We start from the raw sequence: 16,063 nt of genomic DNA, 5'->3' as shown, positions 1-16,063 counted from the left end.
AATAAGATTTTATTTTTATTTTGAGACTATTTTTTGTAATATAGGTATTTGAAATCATATATATAAAATAAGAATAATATATGATAATTAAAGAAAATAAAAATTTAAATTGTTTAAATTTTATTATTACAATATGTATTTTTAGTTTCCATGAAGTAAAATACTTAATTGTATAATTAAAATTTAAATATGAAAATAAATTTTAAAATAATAGGATTTTAAAATTTATTTTATTATCTTATTAAAGTGGGTAAAATTAAAATATAAGTATAAATAAATTTAAGATAAACATAATATTTAAAACACTATTTAAGAAAGTTTTAACTGTTAATGTATATTGACTAATAACAGTAATTAATATAATATAACATAATGTATACAGTATAAAAAAGTAGAAAAAGGAGGAATCTAAATGAAAAATATAATCTCAAAAGTTCTTCCTAATAGTATAGCTGAAGAAGTAGAAATTGAAACAGGTGATAAGCTTTTAAGTATCAATGGAAATGAAGTAAAAGATATTATAGATTACAAATTTCTAATTACTGATGAATACTTGGAAATAGAAGTTGAAAAACCAAATGGAGAAATTTGGGAATTTGAAATAGAAAAAGAGTATGATGAAGATTTAGGTATAATATTTAAAGAAGCAATTTTGGATAAACCTATGAGTTGTCATAATAAATGCATATTTTGTTTTATAGATCAACTTCCAGAAGGAATGAGAGAAACTTTATATTTCAAAGATGATGATTCAAGACTATCTTTTTTACAAGGAAATTTTTTAACTTTAACTAATATGAAAGATGAAGATATAGATAGGATAATAAAATATAGAATTAGTCCTATAAATGTATCAGTACATACAACTAACCCGGAGCTTAGGGTTAAAATGTTAAACAATAGGTTTGCAGGGAATATTTACGACATATTAAAAAAACTTTCAGATGCTGACATAAAAATCAATACCCAAGTAGTTTGTTGCAAAGGAATTAATGATAAAGAAGAGCTTGTAAAAACAATAGAAGATTTATATAATTTGTATCCGAGTGTACAGAATTTAGCAGTAGTTCCTTTAGGTGTGACTAAATTTAGAAAAAATCTTAAAGAATTAGAGCTTTTTGATAAAAGCAGTTCTAAGGAATTAATAAAAGATGTATCACAGTTACAAAGTAAATATGTAAAATTAAGTGGAGATCCTTTTGTAAGGCTGTCAGATGAATTTTATGTTATGGCAGAGGAAGATATTCCAAGTAATGAGCATTATGGATCTTATGAACAATTAGAAGATGGAATTGGTATGATAAGAATGCTAAGGGAAACTATATCAAACACAATAGGTAACCTTGATTTGAATATATCAGGAAATATTTCTATGATTACAGGTGTTTCAGCTGAAAAATTTATAAAAGAGGCAGCAAAAGAAATTATGGATGCTAATCCTAAAATAAAAATAAATGTGATAGCTGTTGAAAATGAATATTTTGGGAAAACTATTACAGTAGCTGGACTATTGACAGGTAAGAATATAATAAATACTGTAAAAGAACATGATTTAGGCGATTACTTAATAATGCCTAATAATATGTTAAAAAGAGGATATGAATTAGGTGAAGAAAAAGAAGGATTACTTTTAGATGATTATAAAGTTTCTGATTTAGAAAAGATTTTAAAAAGAAAAATACTAATTTGTGATTATGCTGGGGATGATTTAATAAGCATAATAAACAAAAATTTGGAGGAGGATTAAGATGGGAAAACCAATAGTTGCAATAGTTGGAAGACCAAACGTAGGTAAATCTACGTTATTTAATAAGTTGGCTGGAAAAAGAATTGCTATAGTTCAAGATACACCAGGAGTCACTAGAGATAGAATATATGCTGAGGCTGAATGGCTAAATCATAATTTTACGATTATTGACACAGGTGGAATTGAGCCTACTAATGAAGATATAATAATGAGTCAAATGAGAAGACAGGCAAACATAGCTATAGAAACTGCTGATGTAATAGTGTTTATAGTTGATGGAAAAGCTGGACTTCATCCATCAGACCATGAAGTAGCTCAAATGCTAAGAAAAAGTAAGAAGCCTATAGTATTAGTTGTAAATAAGGTAGATAGAATAGAACAAGAAGATAATGCATATGAGTTCTATAACTTAGGTATTGGAAATCCAGTAACAATATCAGCATCACAAGGATTAGGCCTTGGTGATATGTTAGATGAAGTAGTTAAACACTTTAACTATGATGATGCAAATGAAGAAGAAGAAGAAGATATAAAAATAGCAATGATAGGAAAGCCTAATGTAGGCAAATCTTCTTTAATTAATAAAATAATAGGTGAAGATAGAAATATAGTAAGTAATATTCCAGGAACTACTAGAGATGCAATTGATAGCAAAGTAGAGACTAATGAAGGTAAATTTACTTTAATAGATACAGCTGGATTAAGAAGAAAGAGTAAAGTTAAAGAGGAAATTGAAAGATATAGTGTTGTAAGAACTCTTACTGCAATAGAGAGAGCAGATGTTTGTATTTTAATGATAGATGCAACAGAAGGCTTGAGTGATCAAGATGAAAAGATAGTTGGATATGCTCATGAATTAAATAAAGCAATAATGGTTATAGTTAACAAATGGGATTTGATTGAAAAAGATGATAAAACTATGAAAGAATTCCAAAATAATATTGCTAAGGGATTATCATTTATGAATTATGCTCCATATCTATTTATATCAGCTAAAACAGGTCAAAGAGTTAATAAAGTATTACAAATGGCTAAAGAGTGTTATGATAGCTATAGCAAGAGGGTAGCAACTGGAGTGTTAAATGATGTTATAAGTAGAGCGGTACTTATGAAAGAACCTCCAATAGTAGCATTAAGAAGACTAAAAATATTTTATGCAACTCAAGTTGGAACGAAACCTCCAACATTTATATTCTTTGTGAATGACCCTAACTTATTACATTTCTCTTATGAAAGGTATTTAGAAAATCAATTAAGAGAGAATTTTGAGTTTAAAGGTACAGGTATAAAATTAATATTTAGACAAAGAAAAGAAGATTAAGCATATTAAAATAAATAAGATGTCAAAGATTTAAAATATATTTGTCATGAAACAAGAATATGAAATTCAGTCATAGTAGGATTATGTATGGATTTTGTCAACTAAGTATTCGTGACGAATAGGTGAGAACACAGATTTATTATTTATTTGATTATACCTTAATATAAGAACTGTGATTGAAAATCACAGTTCTTGGTGTATAAAGAGAAAATTATATTTGTAAATAAATAGAATTTGTATATAATTACTATATAGGTATTAAGAATAATGGGAGGTGTTTTATTTGGAAAAGGTATCTATATTAGGAGCTGGAAGTTTTGGAAGCGCACTAGGTGTTATGTTAGCAAAAAAAGGTGTAGAAGTTTCTATATGGGCTCATAAAAAAGAGACAATTGAAGATATAAATAAAAAAAGAGAAAATATAAAATATTTACCCAATGTTACAATTCCAAGCAATATGATTGGATATAATGATATGGAAGGTGCTGTCAAAGATAGTAGTATAATAGTTTTGGCTGTTCCATCTCATGCTATAAGAAATATAAGTAAACAGTTATCAACTGTTGTAAATAAAAATCAAATAATTGTTACCGTTGCTAAGGGCTTAGAAAATGGTACTTTGAAAAGAATGTCTGAAATAATAGAGGAAGAGATTAAACATGCTGCTGTAGTAGTTTTATCAGGTCCATCTCATGCTGAAGAAGTTGCAGTGGATATACCGACTACAGTTGTAGTTTCATCATTGAATATGGATGCAGCTGAAAAGGTACAGGATATTTTTATGTCTAGCAAGTTTAGAGTTTATACTAATGATGATTTAATTGGTGTAGAAATTGGAGGAGCTTGCAAAAATATTATAGCATTAGCAGCAGGTATATCAGATGGTATAGGGTATGGTGATAATGCTAAAGCAGCATTAATGACTAGAGGAATGCATGAAATAATGAAAATAGGAATAAAACTTGGAGGAAAGCCAGAAACATTTAATGGACTTACAGGTTTTGGAGATCTTATAGTTACTTGTACAAGTGTCCATAGTAGAAATAGGAGAGCTGGAATATTAATAGGTAAAGGTATGTCTATGGATGAAGCAGTTGAAAATGTTGGTATGGTTGTTGAAGGGATAAAAGCTTGTAAAGCATTTTATGAGTTAAAGGAAAAAGAAAATATTACTATGCCAATAACAGATGTTTTATATAAAGTTTTATTTGAAAATAAAGATCCTAAATATGGAGTTTATGAGCTTATGTCAAGAAATAAAAAGAGAGAAAATGGCATATACGAATAATGGCAAAATAAAATTTGAAATTAATACATTATATGGAAAACACTTTAAAAGTATTAAAACTTTTAGGGTGTTTTTTTATTAGTTAATATTTTTAAGGTTTATTTAAGGCTTGTTTTATTTTTATGTAAGTTAGCATGAATATAATTTAAGATGTAAATTAAAAACAATATAAGTTTTAGGAGATGTTAAACTATGAAAAAGAAAATGATAATTTTATTAATAGCAACTATTATACCATTAGGAATGATAGGATGCGGTAATAGCGTAAAAAATAATTCAAATAAAAGTCAAGTAGAACAAAAAGAAGATAATGAATTCAAAATTAGTGAGTTAGGTATATCTTTTAAAAAGCCAAAAGACTTTAATGAAAAAATAGAAGGAAAAGGTGTAGTTGACTTTTTAGGAATAGGTAATGATGGACAAGGTACCTATGGAAAACTAATAGGAAATTATATAAGTGATAGTGCTTTTAAAAAGCTTGGAGAATTAGGAGAAAAATCAAATGGTGAAAATTTAGATGAAGAATATATGAAATTATTTGAGGAAAGTTTTAAACCATTATTTGAAATTGTAGGAATAGAGAAAGATAAAGCTAAAGAAAACACTTTAAAAGATATAGAGGAAAAATATAAAAATAGTGTAAAAGTAGGAGCTCAAGATGGTATAGAATACTACTTAGTTTATGGAGCTAAGGATGAATATCTAAAAGGTTTAAGTGATGCAGAGAAAAAAGAGTATAATACTTATTTAGAAGAGGCAGAAAATATAAAAAATAGTATAAAGATTATAGATATTGTGACACCTAAAGATGAAGTTAATAAAATTAAAGGTAATAATAAAATAGAATTTGATACAAAGGATACCAATGGAAATAAGGTAGATTCTAAATTATTCTCACAACATAAAATAACAGTTGTAAATATATGGGGAACTGAATGCGGACCTTGTGTAGCAGAAATGCCAGTTTTTGAAGATTTATATAATGAGTATAAAGATAAGGGTGTTAATATTTTAGGCATAGTAAATGATGCTAAAGATGATGAAACAGCTAAAAGAGCTAAAGATATATTAGCCAAAAAAGCAGTTACATATGTCAATATAATTCCTGATGATAGTTTAAAAAATGGAGTTTTAAAAGATATAGTGGGAACTCCTACAACTATTTTAGTTGATAATGAAGGGAAAATAGTTGGTGAACCAATAATTGGTGGTAAAGAAAAAGATGAGTATAAAAAAATTATAGATGAATTTTTAAAATAATAACTAAATTAAGGTAACAGTTGTTGCCTTAATTTAAAAATGTATAATATTAAATTCTATTTTAAATTAAGGTGTGGTGATTAAAGTGAAAAAGTTTATAACATATTGTACTTTATTTATGGCTATAGGATTTATTTTATTTGGAATTTATAGAGGAGAAGTTAGTATCGTTCTTCAAAAAGCTATAAATATATGTTTGGAGTGTATAGGTATTGGATAAGAGAAGAATTACACAAGTGATTTCAGCTATGGTTAGTAATGGATATTTTAAAGGTTTTTTTGAAGGTCATATATATAAGGGAAATTTAAAAAAGACTTGTGTTCCAGGTTTAAATTGTTATTCATGTCCAGGATCCTTAGGATCATGCCCTATAGGGTCACTACAGGCTACTATAGGATCGTTGAAGTATAATGTGGCGTATTATACTATTGGTTTAATAACTCTGTTTGGAGTCATATTTGGAAGGCTTATTTGTGGGTTCATATGTCCCTTTGGATTAATACAAGATTTGTTATATAAAATACCATCTAAAAAGATTAATGTCAATAAAAAAGTTAATGGTGTTTTGAAATACTTAAAGTATATAATATTAGTAGTGTTTGTAATAATTATGCCTATGTTTTTAGTTGATGATGTAGGTATAGGAAGTCCTTACTTTTGTAAACTTATATGTCCAGCAGGAACATTAGAGGCCGGTATACCTTTAACTATAATGAATGTATCATTAAGAGGAACTATAGGATTTTTGTTTAAATGGAAAATATTTATACTAATTATAACCATACTTTTATCTATAGTTGTATATAGACCATTTTGTAGATATATTTGTCCATTAGGAGCAATATATTCATTGTTTAATCCTATAAGTTTTTATAAGTTGAATATTAATAAAGATAAGTGTACAATGTGTAAAAAATGTATGAGAAAGTGCAAATTAAATATAGAAGTATATAAAAATCCTAATAGTTTAGAATGTATAAGATGTGGAGAATGTGCTAAGGCATGTAGTAAAGGAGCTATAACTAAAGGGTTTGATTTACCTTTAATAAAAAATAACCATAAAAGAGAGTAACTCTTTTATGGTTATTTTTTATTTTATTCTGATTTTCACTATCTATGTATAGAATATAGGATGAATTAAAAGTTATAAATTTTAAAACTTGGACACCAAAAATATAAGAAGTAATCTAAAGTGCGTATAACTAAATACTACCTTTTGTATAAAAATATTTTAAAGTTATTGAATAAATTTAAATAGGAGCTCATTTTATTACATTAATAAATATTGATTAAAAGTAATTTTCATCAAAATGGTATATTAGTTTTATTTTTCTAATATATATATAGTGTCAATATTAAGTTGTGGGAGGGTGAAACTTGGAAAATTTTAATATATACAATGATATAGCCGAAAGAACACAAGGGGATATATATGTTGGGGTAGTAGGACCAGTTAGGACTGGAAAGTCAACTTTCATAAAGAGATTTATGGAAATGATGGTTATACCTAACATAGAAAATGAACATAAGAAAGAAAGAGCAAAGGATGAATTACCACAAAGTGGTTCAGGAAAATCTATTCATACGACAGAACCTAAGTTTGTACCTAATGAGGCAATAGAAATCAAATTGGAAAATGGAGCTTTATTTAAAGTTAGAATGGTAGATTGTGTTGGGTATATAGTTAAAAATGCATTAGGATATAATGAAGAACAAGGCCCTAAAATGGTAAATACACCTTGGTTTGATTATGAGATTCCTTTTGAGGAAGCAGCAGAAATAGGTACTAAAAAGGTAATAAATGATCATTCAACAATAGGCATAGTTATGACTACAGATGGTTCTATTGCAGGATTAGATAGAGAAGAGTATGTTGAAGCTGAAGAAAGAGTTATATCTGAATTAAAATCTATAAATAAACCTTTTATAATATTATGTAATTGCAAAGATGTAAATACAGAAGAAAGTAAAAATCTTCGTAAAGAAATGGAAAAAAAATATGATATTCCAGTGCAATTAGTAAATGTTATGGAGTTGGATAAAGAGGGTGTATCAGACATATTCAGCAATGTACTTAAAGAATTCCCAGTTAAAGAAATTAACATAGACATGCCACAATGGATAGAAGAATTAGATAGTAAACATTGGTTAAAGGTTAATATAATGAGTGCTTTAAAAGACATGAGTGGAGAAATAACAAAAGTTAGAGATATTACAAAAATTTTAGAAAACCTTGATGGATTAGAGAATTTATCTGCAATAAAAATTAAAGAAATGAAAATGGGTGATGGAACTTCAAGGTTAGATATATTACCTAAGAAAGAATTATTTTATAAAATTTTAGGTGAAACTTGTAGCATAGATATAGAAAATGAAAGTCAATTATTAAAAATGATGGAAAGTTTCTATAAGGCTAAAGTTGAGTACGATAAAATAAAAGATGCGCTAATTGATGTTAATAATACAGGATACGGATTGGTAGCTCCGCAGTTATCAGAAATGAAGCTAGAGGTTCCAGAGCTTATAAATAGTGGAGCTAGAAAGGGCATAAAATTAAAAGCTTCAGCGCCTTCTTTGCATATTATAAGGGCAGATGTGGAAACAGAAGTTCCTATAGTTGGTACTGAAAAACAAAGTGAAGATTTTTATAAGGCTATTTTAGATCAATTTGAGAATGACCCATCCCAAATATGGCAAAGTAATATGTTTGGAAAGCCATTAGAGGAAATAGTTAAAGAGGGTCTTCAAAGCAAATTATATAAAATGCCGGATGATGTTCAAAATAAATTGCAACGAACTCTTCAAAAAATTATAAATGAAGGAAGTGGAGGGTTAATCTGCATAATATTGTAATAAAAAAATAAATGTATAAATTGGTATAAATGGAGTGAATTTAAAAATCACTCCATTTTAAATTTTGCAATAATAGCACATTGTTGCAAGAAAAAAATCATAATTGTTAGTAGATTTGGCTTGAATTCTTATGTTGGTGTAATGGAAAGAATAAATTGAAATAATTATTGAGAAAAAAATGAATAGCAACTATTAATAGTATAAAAATTTAAAATCTTCTTTTTTAAAAATAAACACTTTAAAAAAAATAAAAATGTTGTAAAATATTTATTGAAAGAGTTTAAACTTAAAATTAAATTTTTGTAAATTATATGAGATGAAAATAAATAAATCCTTTCAAAATTTCATTGGATTAAACATATTATTTGATTAATGGAACAAAATCCATAAATGAATGATTAGACGTGATAGTAATTAGGAGGTATATACACATGAAAAAAGTAGTTGTTATTTTTAATGGTGGCACAATATCAATGAAGGTAGATGAAAGAATTAAGGCAGCAGTTCCAACTTTAAATGGTGAGGAAATAATGTCTATGGTTACTGGAATTGAATCTCATGCGGAAGTAGAATCATATAACTTTTCATCGTTGCCAAGCCCACATGTTACACCAGAACTTATGTTAGAATTATCTAATTATATAAAAGGTTTTTTAAAAAGAGAAGATGTTGATGGTGTTGTTGTCACACATGGAACAGATACTTTAGAAGAAACAGCGTATTTCCTACACTTAACAATTAAGAGTGACAAACCAATAGTTATAACTGGATCTATGAGAAACAGTTCAGAACTTGGATATGATGGTCCGGCCAACTTAGCGGCATCTATATGTACAGCTACATCTAATCAAGCAAGGGGTAGAGGTGTTTTAGTTTGCTTAAATGATGAAATTAATGCAGCAAGTGAAGTAACTAAATCTCATTCAATGAAGCTTAACACATTTGAAAGTCCAGAATTTGGTTTAGTAGGAATTGTAGACAACAATGAAGCACATTTCTATAGGGAAAGTTTAGATCATGATTACATAGGAACTGATAAAATAGAAACTGATGTTGAATTAATTAAAGCTTGCGCTGGAATGGATGGAAAATATATAGATTTTTGTGTAGAGCGTGGTGTGAAAGGGTTAGTTGTAGAAGGTACAGGAAGAGGAAATTTGCCACCTCAAATGGCTACATCTGTTAAAAAAGCTATAGAAAAAGGTATACCTGTAGTTATGGTTACTAGATGTTACAGAGGTAGAGTTTTAGATAGCTATGGTTATGAAGGTGGCGGAAAAGACCTAAGAAATGCAGGTGTTATATTTGCAGATAGCATGCCAGGACAAAAAGCTAGGATAAAACTTATTATAGCATTAGGAAAAACTAAAAATATAACAGAGATAAGAAAAATATTTGAAAATGGACATTACTAGAATATAAAAATATTTATAAGATAGGTGTAATATAAATAAAGATATTACACCTGTTTTTGTATTTTTTTATATTTTTAAGATAATATTTAATTTAAAATGGAATATATAGGTATATTTTGTAAAAAATATTAACATAAAATGATTTTTATTTTAAAAATAGGTAAAAAGTGAAAAAAAAGCCTAATATTTATGCTATAATAAAATTTAAATTAGTATATTAAATATAGTAAATGTTTTAGGTCAAGATTATAATATAATTAGAAATTAATATATGAATTAAAACGTTAATTGATATTAAATGTTAAAAAAATAACAAATAACAGATTCTTAAAAATAATATTTAGTTTAAAAGTTTATTTTAGTAAAATTTTAAAAATTAAAGAAGTTTAAAAAATATATTAAAAGAAAATCATCACCTTTTTTATTAGCAGCTAGAAGTTACTTGCCCATAATATTGAAAACTAATAAAAGGGAGGGTATTATGTACATTCGTATAGGAATCTGTGAAAGTGATATTGCGCAAAGAAACTCTTTAAAAAAATATTTAAACAAAATTGTTGGAGAAACAGGGTTTAAATATGAATTGTTAGAGTTTGATTCTGGAGAAGAACTTTTGAAAAATTATAGAAGAATGAATATTATATTTTTAGACATAAATGTAGGAAAAATAAATGGAATAGAAGCGGCTAAAGAGATAAGAAAATTTGATTCCACAGTAGAAATAATATTTGTAACGAAGTTTAATAATTATATTTATGAGGGGTATGAAGTAAGAGCATATAGATATTTATTGAAACCTATAAGGTATGAAACTATTAAAATTGTTACATTAAATTGTATTAAAAATATTAATAGACAAAAAAATTGGTTATTAAATATAAAGGCGAAATCATAATTTTAAATATAGATGAGATTGAGTATATAGAAGTAATGCAAAAAATGATTACTATACACACAGAAGACAATGAATATATGCTTAAAATGACTTTGAGTAAATTTGAAGAAAAATTATCTGAATATAATTTTTTAGATGCCATAAAAGTTTTTTAGTCAATCTCAATAAATTAAAAGAAATAAAGGATAATATAATTAAAATTAATGATACTTATATACCTATAAGCAAATACCGATTAAAAGAATTTAGAGAGAAATTAACAAAAATTTTAGAGGATTCAATATGGATTTAAATTAATTTATCTATTATTAGGTTAAATGTTAAAATTAGAATCATGTTTTAAAGTGGATAAGTAATAGTGTATTAACTTTTGGTGATGATATTTAATCAATATAGTTGAATTTAAATAGAATAATTTTATTTTAAGTATACTTCTTATAAATTAAAAGTTATAGAATTAAATTTAATAAGAAACTATAGTTTAAATTATCTATTAAATGTTAGATATGAATATATTATATTATTTCATAAAATTTATTTAGAATATAAGAATGATTTTAATATGTAAAATACCATCAGTTAAAATCACTTGTAATTATCATTGTAATTACAAGTGATTTTTTAAAACTTAATAAACATATAATTGAAAGTCATATCGAAACCAAGTATAGGGAGATAAGATTAAATTTCAATGCATTCATATTTGAAATTTACTTTAAAATCCTTATATATTTACTTTAAATGCAACATAAATAATTAAAATTAATCAAATTATGAATAAATACAATAAAAAGTAGACAAAATGTGACAAAAATATGGACGAATATTAAAAAAATCTATTTATTCTAGTATAAGTATTATTCATACCAAATATATTGAAAAAAATAGAATCATGATACAATTTTTTTAAAGTTAAACTTAAAGAAGTGGGACAAGTAATATAAGGTTAAAGTAAAAATATGTTTTAGGTGATGAAAATATATTAAAACTAAAATAAATTTTATTTAAAACGAATTTGTTGAATAAAATTGTAATTAAACAGTATAAGATAAGTACTTTACAAATAAGAGTAATATATCTTTATAAGAGATATTAAAGTGTTAAAAACAAATAATTATATGTTTTAGTACTTATTAAAAATGCAAACGATGACATTCTAAATTAAGTTTTGTACATTGATAGTTTTCTTTTAATTAGCTTTATGATTTGTTAGGTTAACAAATAGGAAACATCAATGTTCATATAAAAAATTATATTAAGTTAAGGAGGGGAAGTTTATGAAATTTATAAAAAAGCCATCTAACAAATTTCAATTAGGATATTGTGTAGTTTGTGACAAAAACTGTGATAACAGATGTGCAGATCAATGTATAATTATGGATCCGAGTAGTAATAGTTAATAAAAATATCAAAATTGATTAAGTGGGGGGTGGAATAAATGAAATTTATAAGAAAACCATCAGAAAAATACGTGTTAGGTTTTTGTAATGCATGTTCAGAAAATTGTCACAATGATTGTTCTAAACAAGCTGGATGTGGTTATTGCGCATCATACAATGAAAGTAATTAATTTTAATTACAGTAAGTAAAATATAACATTTAACAATTGTATAACATAATTATTAATTTAAGTTTGTAATTAGAGTTTATATAAATATAGTAATTTTAAGAGCATAAATAACGAATAGTAGAGGTAGTAGTATATGAAATTTATAATTAAGCCTAAAAAATTTGAAAATGGTTTATGCTATTGTGATCAGTGCGATTATTGTTCATTAAAATGTGCTAGTAGATGTGGAATTTATACGTAATATAAAATAGTATAGTAATTTTATTGATAATTGTTATATTGAATTTTATAAGAAAACTGTTTTGTTGATAAATTTCAAATTAAATTCTTTAATTTCTTCTTTTATAGGGAATAACTTTTTAAGAAAAATTAGCATAGCTTTGATGAGTTTATAAAATTTAGAGTGGCTATATGGAGAACTCAATATAGTAGATACTATGAGGGGAGAGAAATTATGAAATATGTGAAAAAACCAGCTGAAAAATTTTCTAAAGGATATTGTTTAATATGTTCAGGAAATTGTATAAATGACTGTGTAGGACAAACTATATGTCAATATGCATTTAATTAATAAGAATATAAGTTCTTAAAAAATTAAATAAATATTAAAAGTTTATCTATAAAATTCAGAAAATTACAACAATAGCTTTAAGAAATATGTTAAGCGCTATAAAAATATCATATAATTCGTAGTTTAAGGGCATAAAAAGGGAGGGTTGACATATGAAATATATTATTAAAAATATGAACTATAAAGATGGATTTTGTGTTATAGGATGTTCAGATAAAGGTTGTAGCAAGGTATGTGTAAACAATTGTACAAGAGTTTGTGTCGTGGATTGTCCAATTAATGGAGATTAATGCAAAAATAATACAACAAGTGTTTTGATTGGAGATTTTATCATGAAATATGTAATTTATAGAAAGAAGGAATTAAGATATAGTTTAGGATATTGTTATTGCAGCAATTGTAGTGATTGTCATGAAAATTGTGGAAATCAATGTAAGACATATTATTATTAAATAATCTGTTATAATCTTAAATTTTAACTTTATTATAAATTAAAAGTAATTTTGTTCTACATTATTTTATAATAGGATTTTACTTTAAAATATACTCCAAATTTATGAGTTGTAAGTTTAGCATATTAAGTAAGGTATTTAAAACTTATCTGAGGATTATATATTAAAAGATATAATTAGTGATAATATGTTAATTTGCAATATTGATTTTATTAATAATTAAAATTAAATTTATATGTTAATAAGAAAATAGGAGGAGTTTATGAGGTATATAATAAGAAAATTAAAAAATGCAGATGGATATTGCCTTTGTCAAAATTGTCCTAAACGAACTTGTGCAGAAGTATGTTTAGAAAATGGTTGTATTGATGTTTGTGTAGTATATAGCTTAAATTTCTAAATCATACCTATATATAAATAAGTTTTTTAGTGGTTTACATTAAAATATATAAAATTAATAGTAATGGATTTAATTTAAATATTGATTTCTCTTTTTGTGATAGTAACATGAAAAGAGAAGTCAATTTATATAAAATTAATGAATTAGGAGGGGTCATGAAATATATAATAAAAAAATCAAAGAATATGAATTGGTATTGTTATTGTTCAGATTGCAATGTGTGCGAAAATTGCAATAATTGCGAAATATATCATTCTATGATATAAAAACAAATAAATTAATTATAAAAAATTACATATTAGGGGGCAGGAGTTATGAAAAAATCAAAATATAATAAGATTATTAAATTGGAAGATGGGAAAACAATAGCTTTTAATAGTGTCACTTGTGCATTAGCAGAAGTAGAAGATGAATTTTTAAATGTACTAGAAAATATTGAGAATATAGATACTGAAAACTTAAGTGGAAAGATGAAAGAGTTAATTGAGGATATGTCTGAAGGAAATTATATAGTTCATAATGACATGGATGAATTAAAATTATTAAAGTATAGAAATTATAATGGAAAATTTTCAAGTTCATCTTTGGGATTAGTTATTGCACCTACATTAGCTTGTAATTTTGCTTGCCCTTATTGTTATGAAACTCCTAAATCAGGAATGATGACTAAAGAGGTTCAAGATAGTTTAATGGAAATGATAGAAGAAAATGCAAAAAATAAAAATAGTATAAGCATAACATGGTATGGTGGAGAACCACTATTAGCTAAAGATATGATATTTGATTTTTCAAAAAGAGCTATAGATATATGCGAAAAAGAAAATGTTAAATATAGCTCATATATTGTAACAAATGGATATTTAATAGATGAAGAAACTATTGAAAATATGAAAAAAGCAAGAATAACAGGAGCTCAAATTACAGTGGATGGACCTCCTAGTATTCATAATAAGAGAAGAAAATTAAAGAATTCAGATGAGGAAACTTTTACTACAATAATTTCTAATGTGAAAAAGCTTATAGATGGTGGAATAAAAAATATAGCTATTAGAATAAATGTAGATAAAACAAATGTTAATCATGTTGAAGAATTATTAGATATATTAGAAGAAAATGGTCTAAAAGACGTTATTGTAAATTTAGGACATGTTACTGCATACACAGATACTTGCAATGGTATAGCAAATAATTGTTTAAATACAGAAGAATATGCTAAAAGTGATAGCAAGTATCAGAAAATCTTATTTGAAAGAGGATATAAAGTTTCGGGAGCATATCCATTTTATCCAAGTATAAAAGCAAATTACTGTTGTGCTGATAATGTTGGAGCTTATGTAGTTGATGCAGAAGGATATATGTACAAATGTTGGAATGATGTTGGAAATATTGATAAGGCTGTTGGAAATGTGACTACAATTAAAACTAAAGTAGATGAAAAAATGTATGCTCGCAATATGGATTATATATTATGGTCACCTTTTGAATATGAGGAATGTAGAGAGTGTAGCATATTACCAATATGTATGGGTGGGTGTCCTTATAAAGGAACAATGAATGAAAAGCCAGAATGTGAAAAATGGATATATAATTTAGAGGAAACAATAATAGCAACATATAATCAAAGCAATGAAGTTGGGTGTGATAGGGGATGTTGCTGTGAATAACCTTAATCTTGATATTAAAGATTTAAGGGTGCTGAGAGATATGACTGATTATTTTAACTTTTATTATAGGATAAGGAATATAAGAAATATATTTCATTTTAATAATAAAGTTACTATAGATGTTATAGATGGATTAGATGAATTATCAAAAATAATAGGAAATAAAGTACCAGATTGGGTTATTGGTACAAGCTTTGATGATGTAATTTTAATATTAGATCATGATAAGTGGAGAAAGTTAAATAATGAAACTGTTGACAATTTAATACTACATGAATTTATTCATGTAGTATTAAATTCAAAAGCACAAATTAAATTGCCAATTTGGTTGAATGAAGGATTAGCTATGTACTTTGCTGATCAACATAATTCTTATATAAATAAGGTTCCTAAAATAAATGAGAATTTTAATTTTTATAAGATTGATTACTATAATAATGAAATTTATCACATATCAATATATACAGTTATTAAATTGATTGATAAATATGGAATAGAGTGCATTGTTGATAAAACTTTAAAAACTAAAAATTTTGAGCAAAGCGAGATTTTTAATAATGATAACTTATTAAATTTATTAAAATAAAAATACAATTAAATTTATGAAAATTAGTTCTGGAATTGGT

The 16,063-nt window shown here is 25.7% G+C and carries 19 protein-coding genes and 1 pseudogene; all 20 read left to right on the top strand.

Annotated elements, in window-relative coordinates; genetic code table 11:
- Window positions 1-412 precede the first annotated feature (412 nt).
- The 20 genes and pseudogenes from CSGHG_RS03890 to CSGHG_RS03815 all read left to right on the top strand — a co-directional run bounded on the left by CSGHG_RS03890 (window position 413) and on the right by CSGHG_RS03815 (window position 16,023).
- Window positions 413-1,747, top strand: coding sequence for a DUF512 domain-containing protein (locus CSGHG_RS03890; protein WP_010292868.1), 1,335 nt, complete (start codon window positions 413-415; stop codon window positions 1,745-1,747).
- Between the two features lies 1 nt (window position 1,748).
- A complete protein-coding gene (gene der, locus CSGHG_RS03885; protein ID WP_010292867.1) occupies window positions 1,749-3,068 on the top strand; it encodes a ribosome biogenesis GTPase Der in 1,320 nt (439 codons plus the stop codon).
- Between the two features lie 283 nt (window positions 3,069-3,351).
- Window positions 3,352-4,356: an NAD(P)H-dependent glycerol-3-phosphate dehydrogenase gene (locus CSGHG_RS03880; RefSeq protein WP_010292865.1), complete on the top strand. Its 1,005-nt coding sequence runs from the start codon at window positions 3,352-3,354 to the stop codon at window positions 4,354-4,356.
- Between the two features lie 192 nt (window positions 4,357-4,548).
- Window positions 4,549-5,616, top strand: coding sequence for a TlpA disulfide reductase family protein (locus CSGHG_RS21705; RefSeq protein ID WP_010292861.1), 1,068 nt, complete (start codon window positions 4,549-4,551; stop codon window positions 5,614-5,616).
- 85 nt (window positions 5,617-5,701) lie between these two features.
- Window positions 5,702-5,836: a CD1871A family CXXC motif-containing protein gene (locus CSGHG_RS24545; RefSeq protein ID WP_010292859.1), complete on the top strand. Its 135-nt coding sequence runs from the start codon at window positions 5,702-5,704 to the stop codon at window positions 5,834-5,836.
- Entirely contained in the window at window positions 5,829-6,689 is an 861-nt protein-coding gene (locus CSGHG_RS03865) for a 4Fe-4S binding protein (protein WP_010292858.1), read from the top strand. Before CSGHG_RS24545 ends, CSGHG_RS03865 begins: the two co-directional genes overlap by 8 nt.
- A gap of 305 nt (window positions 6,690-6,994) precedes the next feature.
- A complete protein-coding gene (gene spoIVA, locus CSGHG_RS03860; RefSeq protein WP_010292857.1) occupies window positions 6,995-8,470 on the top strand; it encodes a stage IV sporulation protein A in 1,476 nt (491 codons plus the stop codon).
- 431 nt (window positions 8,471-8,901) lie between these two features.
- The gene (locus tag CSGHG_RS03855; RefSeq protein ID WP_010292856.1) at window positions 8,902-9,885 is read left to right on the top strand and encodes an asparaginase; all 984 of its coding nucleotides are present in this window, start codon (window positions 8,902-8,904) and stop codon (window positions 9,883-9,885) included.
- A 481-nt stretch (window positions 9,886-10,366) separates the two neighbouring features.
- Window positions 10,367-10,780, top strand: a complete 414-nt coding sequence (locus tag CSGHG_RS24100; RefSeq protein WP_235700105.1) for a LytR/AlgR family response regulator transcription factor — start codon at window positions 10,367-10,369, stop codon at window positions 10,778-10,780.
- Between the two features lie 35 nt (window positions 10,781-10,815).
- A pseudogene (locus CSGHG_RS25015) lies at window positions 10,816-11,072 on the top strand (LytR/AlgR family response regulator transcription factor).
- A gap of 985 nt (window positions 11,073-12,057) precedes the next feature.
- Window positions 12,058-12,180, top strand: coding sequence for a Clo7bot family Cys-rich peptide (locus CSGHG_RS22485; RefSeq protein WP_010292855.1), 123 nt, complete (start codon window positions 12,058-12,060; stop codon window positions 12,178-12,180).
- A 38-nt stretch (window positions 12,181-12,218) separates the two neighbouring features.
- Window positions 12,219-12,350, top strand: a complete 132-nt coding sequence (locus CSGHG_RS22480) for a Clo7bot family Cys-rich peptide (protein WP_010292854.1) — start codon at window positions 12,219-12,221, stop codon at window positions 12,348-12,350.
- Window positions 12,351-12,483: 133 nt separating this feature from the next.
- Entirely contained in the window at window positions 12,484-12,591 is a 108-nt protein-coding gene (locus CSGHG_RS22475) for a Clo7bot family Cys-rich peptide (protein ID WP_081496224.1), read from the top strand.
- Between the two features lie 213 nt (window positions 12,592-12,804).
- Window positions 12,805-12,921 carry a Clo7bot family Cys-rich peptide gene (locus tag CSGHG_RS22470; protein WP_081496223.1) on the top strand — a complete coding sequence of 39 codons (117 nt, stop codon included), beginning with the start codon at window positions 12,805-12,807 and terminating at the stop codon, window positions 12,919-12,921.
- A 152-nt stretch (window positions 12,922-13,073) separates the two neighbouring features.
- Window positions 13,074-13,211, top strand: a complete 138-nt coding sequence (locus CSGHG_RS22465; protein ID WP_010292853.1) for a Clo7bot family Cys-rich peptide — start codon at window positions 13,074-13,076, stop codon at window positions 13,209-13,211.
- Window positions 13,212-13,253: 42 nt separating this feature from the next.
- Window positions 13,254-13,373: a Clo7bot family Cys-rich peptide gene (locus CSGHG_RS22460; RefSeq protein WP_081496222.1), complete on the top strand. Its 120-nt coding sequence runs from the start codon at window positions 13,254-13,256 to the stop codon at window positions 13,371-13,373.
- 262 nt (window positions 13,374-13,635) lie between these two features.
- The gene (locus CSGHG_RS23025; RefSeq protein WP_147582086.1) at window positions 13,636-13,773 is read left to right on the top strand and encodes a Clo7bot family Cys-rich peptide; all 138 of its coding nucleotides are present in this window, start codon (window positions 13,636-13,638) and stop codon (window positions 13,771-13,773) included.
- A 155-nt stretch (window positions 13,774-13,928) separates the two neighbouring features.
- On the top strand, window positions 13,929-14,039 hold the full coding sequence (locus CSGHG_RS23020; protein WP_147582084.1) for a Clo7bot family Cys-rich peptide: 111 nt from the start codon (window positions 13,929-13,931) through the stop codon (window positions 14,037-14,039).
- A gap of 48 nt (window positions 14,040-14,087) precedes the next feature.
- Window positions 14,088-15,437, top strand: coding sequence for a radical SAM/SPASM domain Clo7bot peptide maturase (gene ctpM / locus CSGHG_RS03820; protein WP_010292852.1), 1,350 nt, complete (start codon window positions 14,088-14,090; stop codon window positions 15,435-15,437).
- Window positions 15,430-16,023, top strand: coding sequence for a gluzincin family metallopeptidase (locus tag CSGHG_RS03815; RefSeq protein ID WP_010292851.1), 594 nt, complete (start codon window positions 15,430-15,432; stop codon window positions 16,021-16,023). The genes ctpM and CSGHG_RS03815 overlap by 8 nt, the downstream gene beginning before the upstream one ends.
- Window positions 16,024-16,063: the final 40 nt, after the last annotated feature.

It is taken from the genome of Clostridium senegalense JC122, assembly GCF_000285575.1.
GTDB classification, from domain to species: Bacteria; Bacillota; Clostridia; order Clostridiales; family Clostridiaceae; genus Clostridium_J; species Clostridium_J senegalense.
Note: the sequence above shows the minus strand (reverse complement) of the source record. Positions and strands in the feature narration are given on the sequence as shown.

Bases quoted from the DNA above. Each gene is read 5' to 3' on its own strand.
- CSGHG_RS03890 (WP_010292868.1), top strand. From the start codon at position 413: ATGAAAAATATAATCTCAAAAGTTCTTCCTAATAGTATAGCTGAAGAA.
- der (WP_010292867.1), top strand. From the start codon at position 1,749: ATGGGAAAACCAATAGTTGCAATAGTTGGAAGACCAAACGTAGGTAAA.
- CSGHG_RS21705 (WP_010292861.1), top strand. From the start codon at position 4,549: ATGAAAAAGAAAATGATAATTTTATTAATAGCAACTATTATACCATTA.
- CSGHG_RS03855 (WP_010292856.1), top strand. From the start codon at position 8,902: ATGAAAAAAGTAGTTGTTATTTTTAATGGTGGCACAATATCAATGAAG.
- CSGHG_RS24100 (WP_235700105.1), top strand. From the start codon at position 10,367: ATGTACATTCGTATAGGAATCTGTGAAAGTGATATTGCGCAAAGAAAC.
- CSGHG_RS22485 (WP_010292855.1), top strand. From the start codon at position 12,058: ATGAAATTTATAAAAAAGCCATCTAACAAATTTCAATTAGGATATTGT.
- CSGHG_RS22480 (WP_010292854.1), top strand. From the start codon at position 12,219: ATGAAATTTATAAGAAAACCATCAGAAAAATACGTGTTAGGTTTTTGT.
- CSGHG_RS22475 (WP_081496224.1), top strand. From the start codon at position 12,484: ATGAAATTTATAATTAAGCCTAAAAAATTTGAAAATGGTTTATGCTAT.
- CSGHG_RS22470 (WP_081496223.1), top strand. From the start codon at position 12,805: ATGAAATATGTGAAAAAACCAGCTGAAAAATTTTCTAAAGGATATTGT.
- CSGHG_RS22465 (WP_010292853.1), top strand. From the start codon at position 13,074: ATGAAATATATTATTAAAAATATGAACTATAAAGATGGATTTTGTGTT.
- CSGHG_RS22460 (WP_081496222.1), top strand. From the start codon at position 13,254: ATGAAATATGTAATTTATAGAAAGAAGGAATTAAGATATAGTTTAGGA.
- CSGHG_RS23025 (WP_147582086.1), top strand. From the start codon at position 13,636: ATGAGGTATATAATAAGAAAATTAAAAAATGCAGATGGATATTGCCTT.
- CSGHG_RS23020 (WP_147582084.1), top strand. From the start codon at position 13,929: ATGAAATATATAATAAAAAAATCAAAGAATATGAATTGGTATTGTTAT.
- ctpM (WP_010292852.1), top strand. From the start codon at position 14,088: ATGAAAAAATCAAAATATAATAAGATTATTAAATTGGAAGATGGGAAA.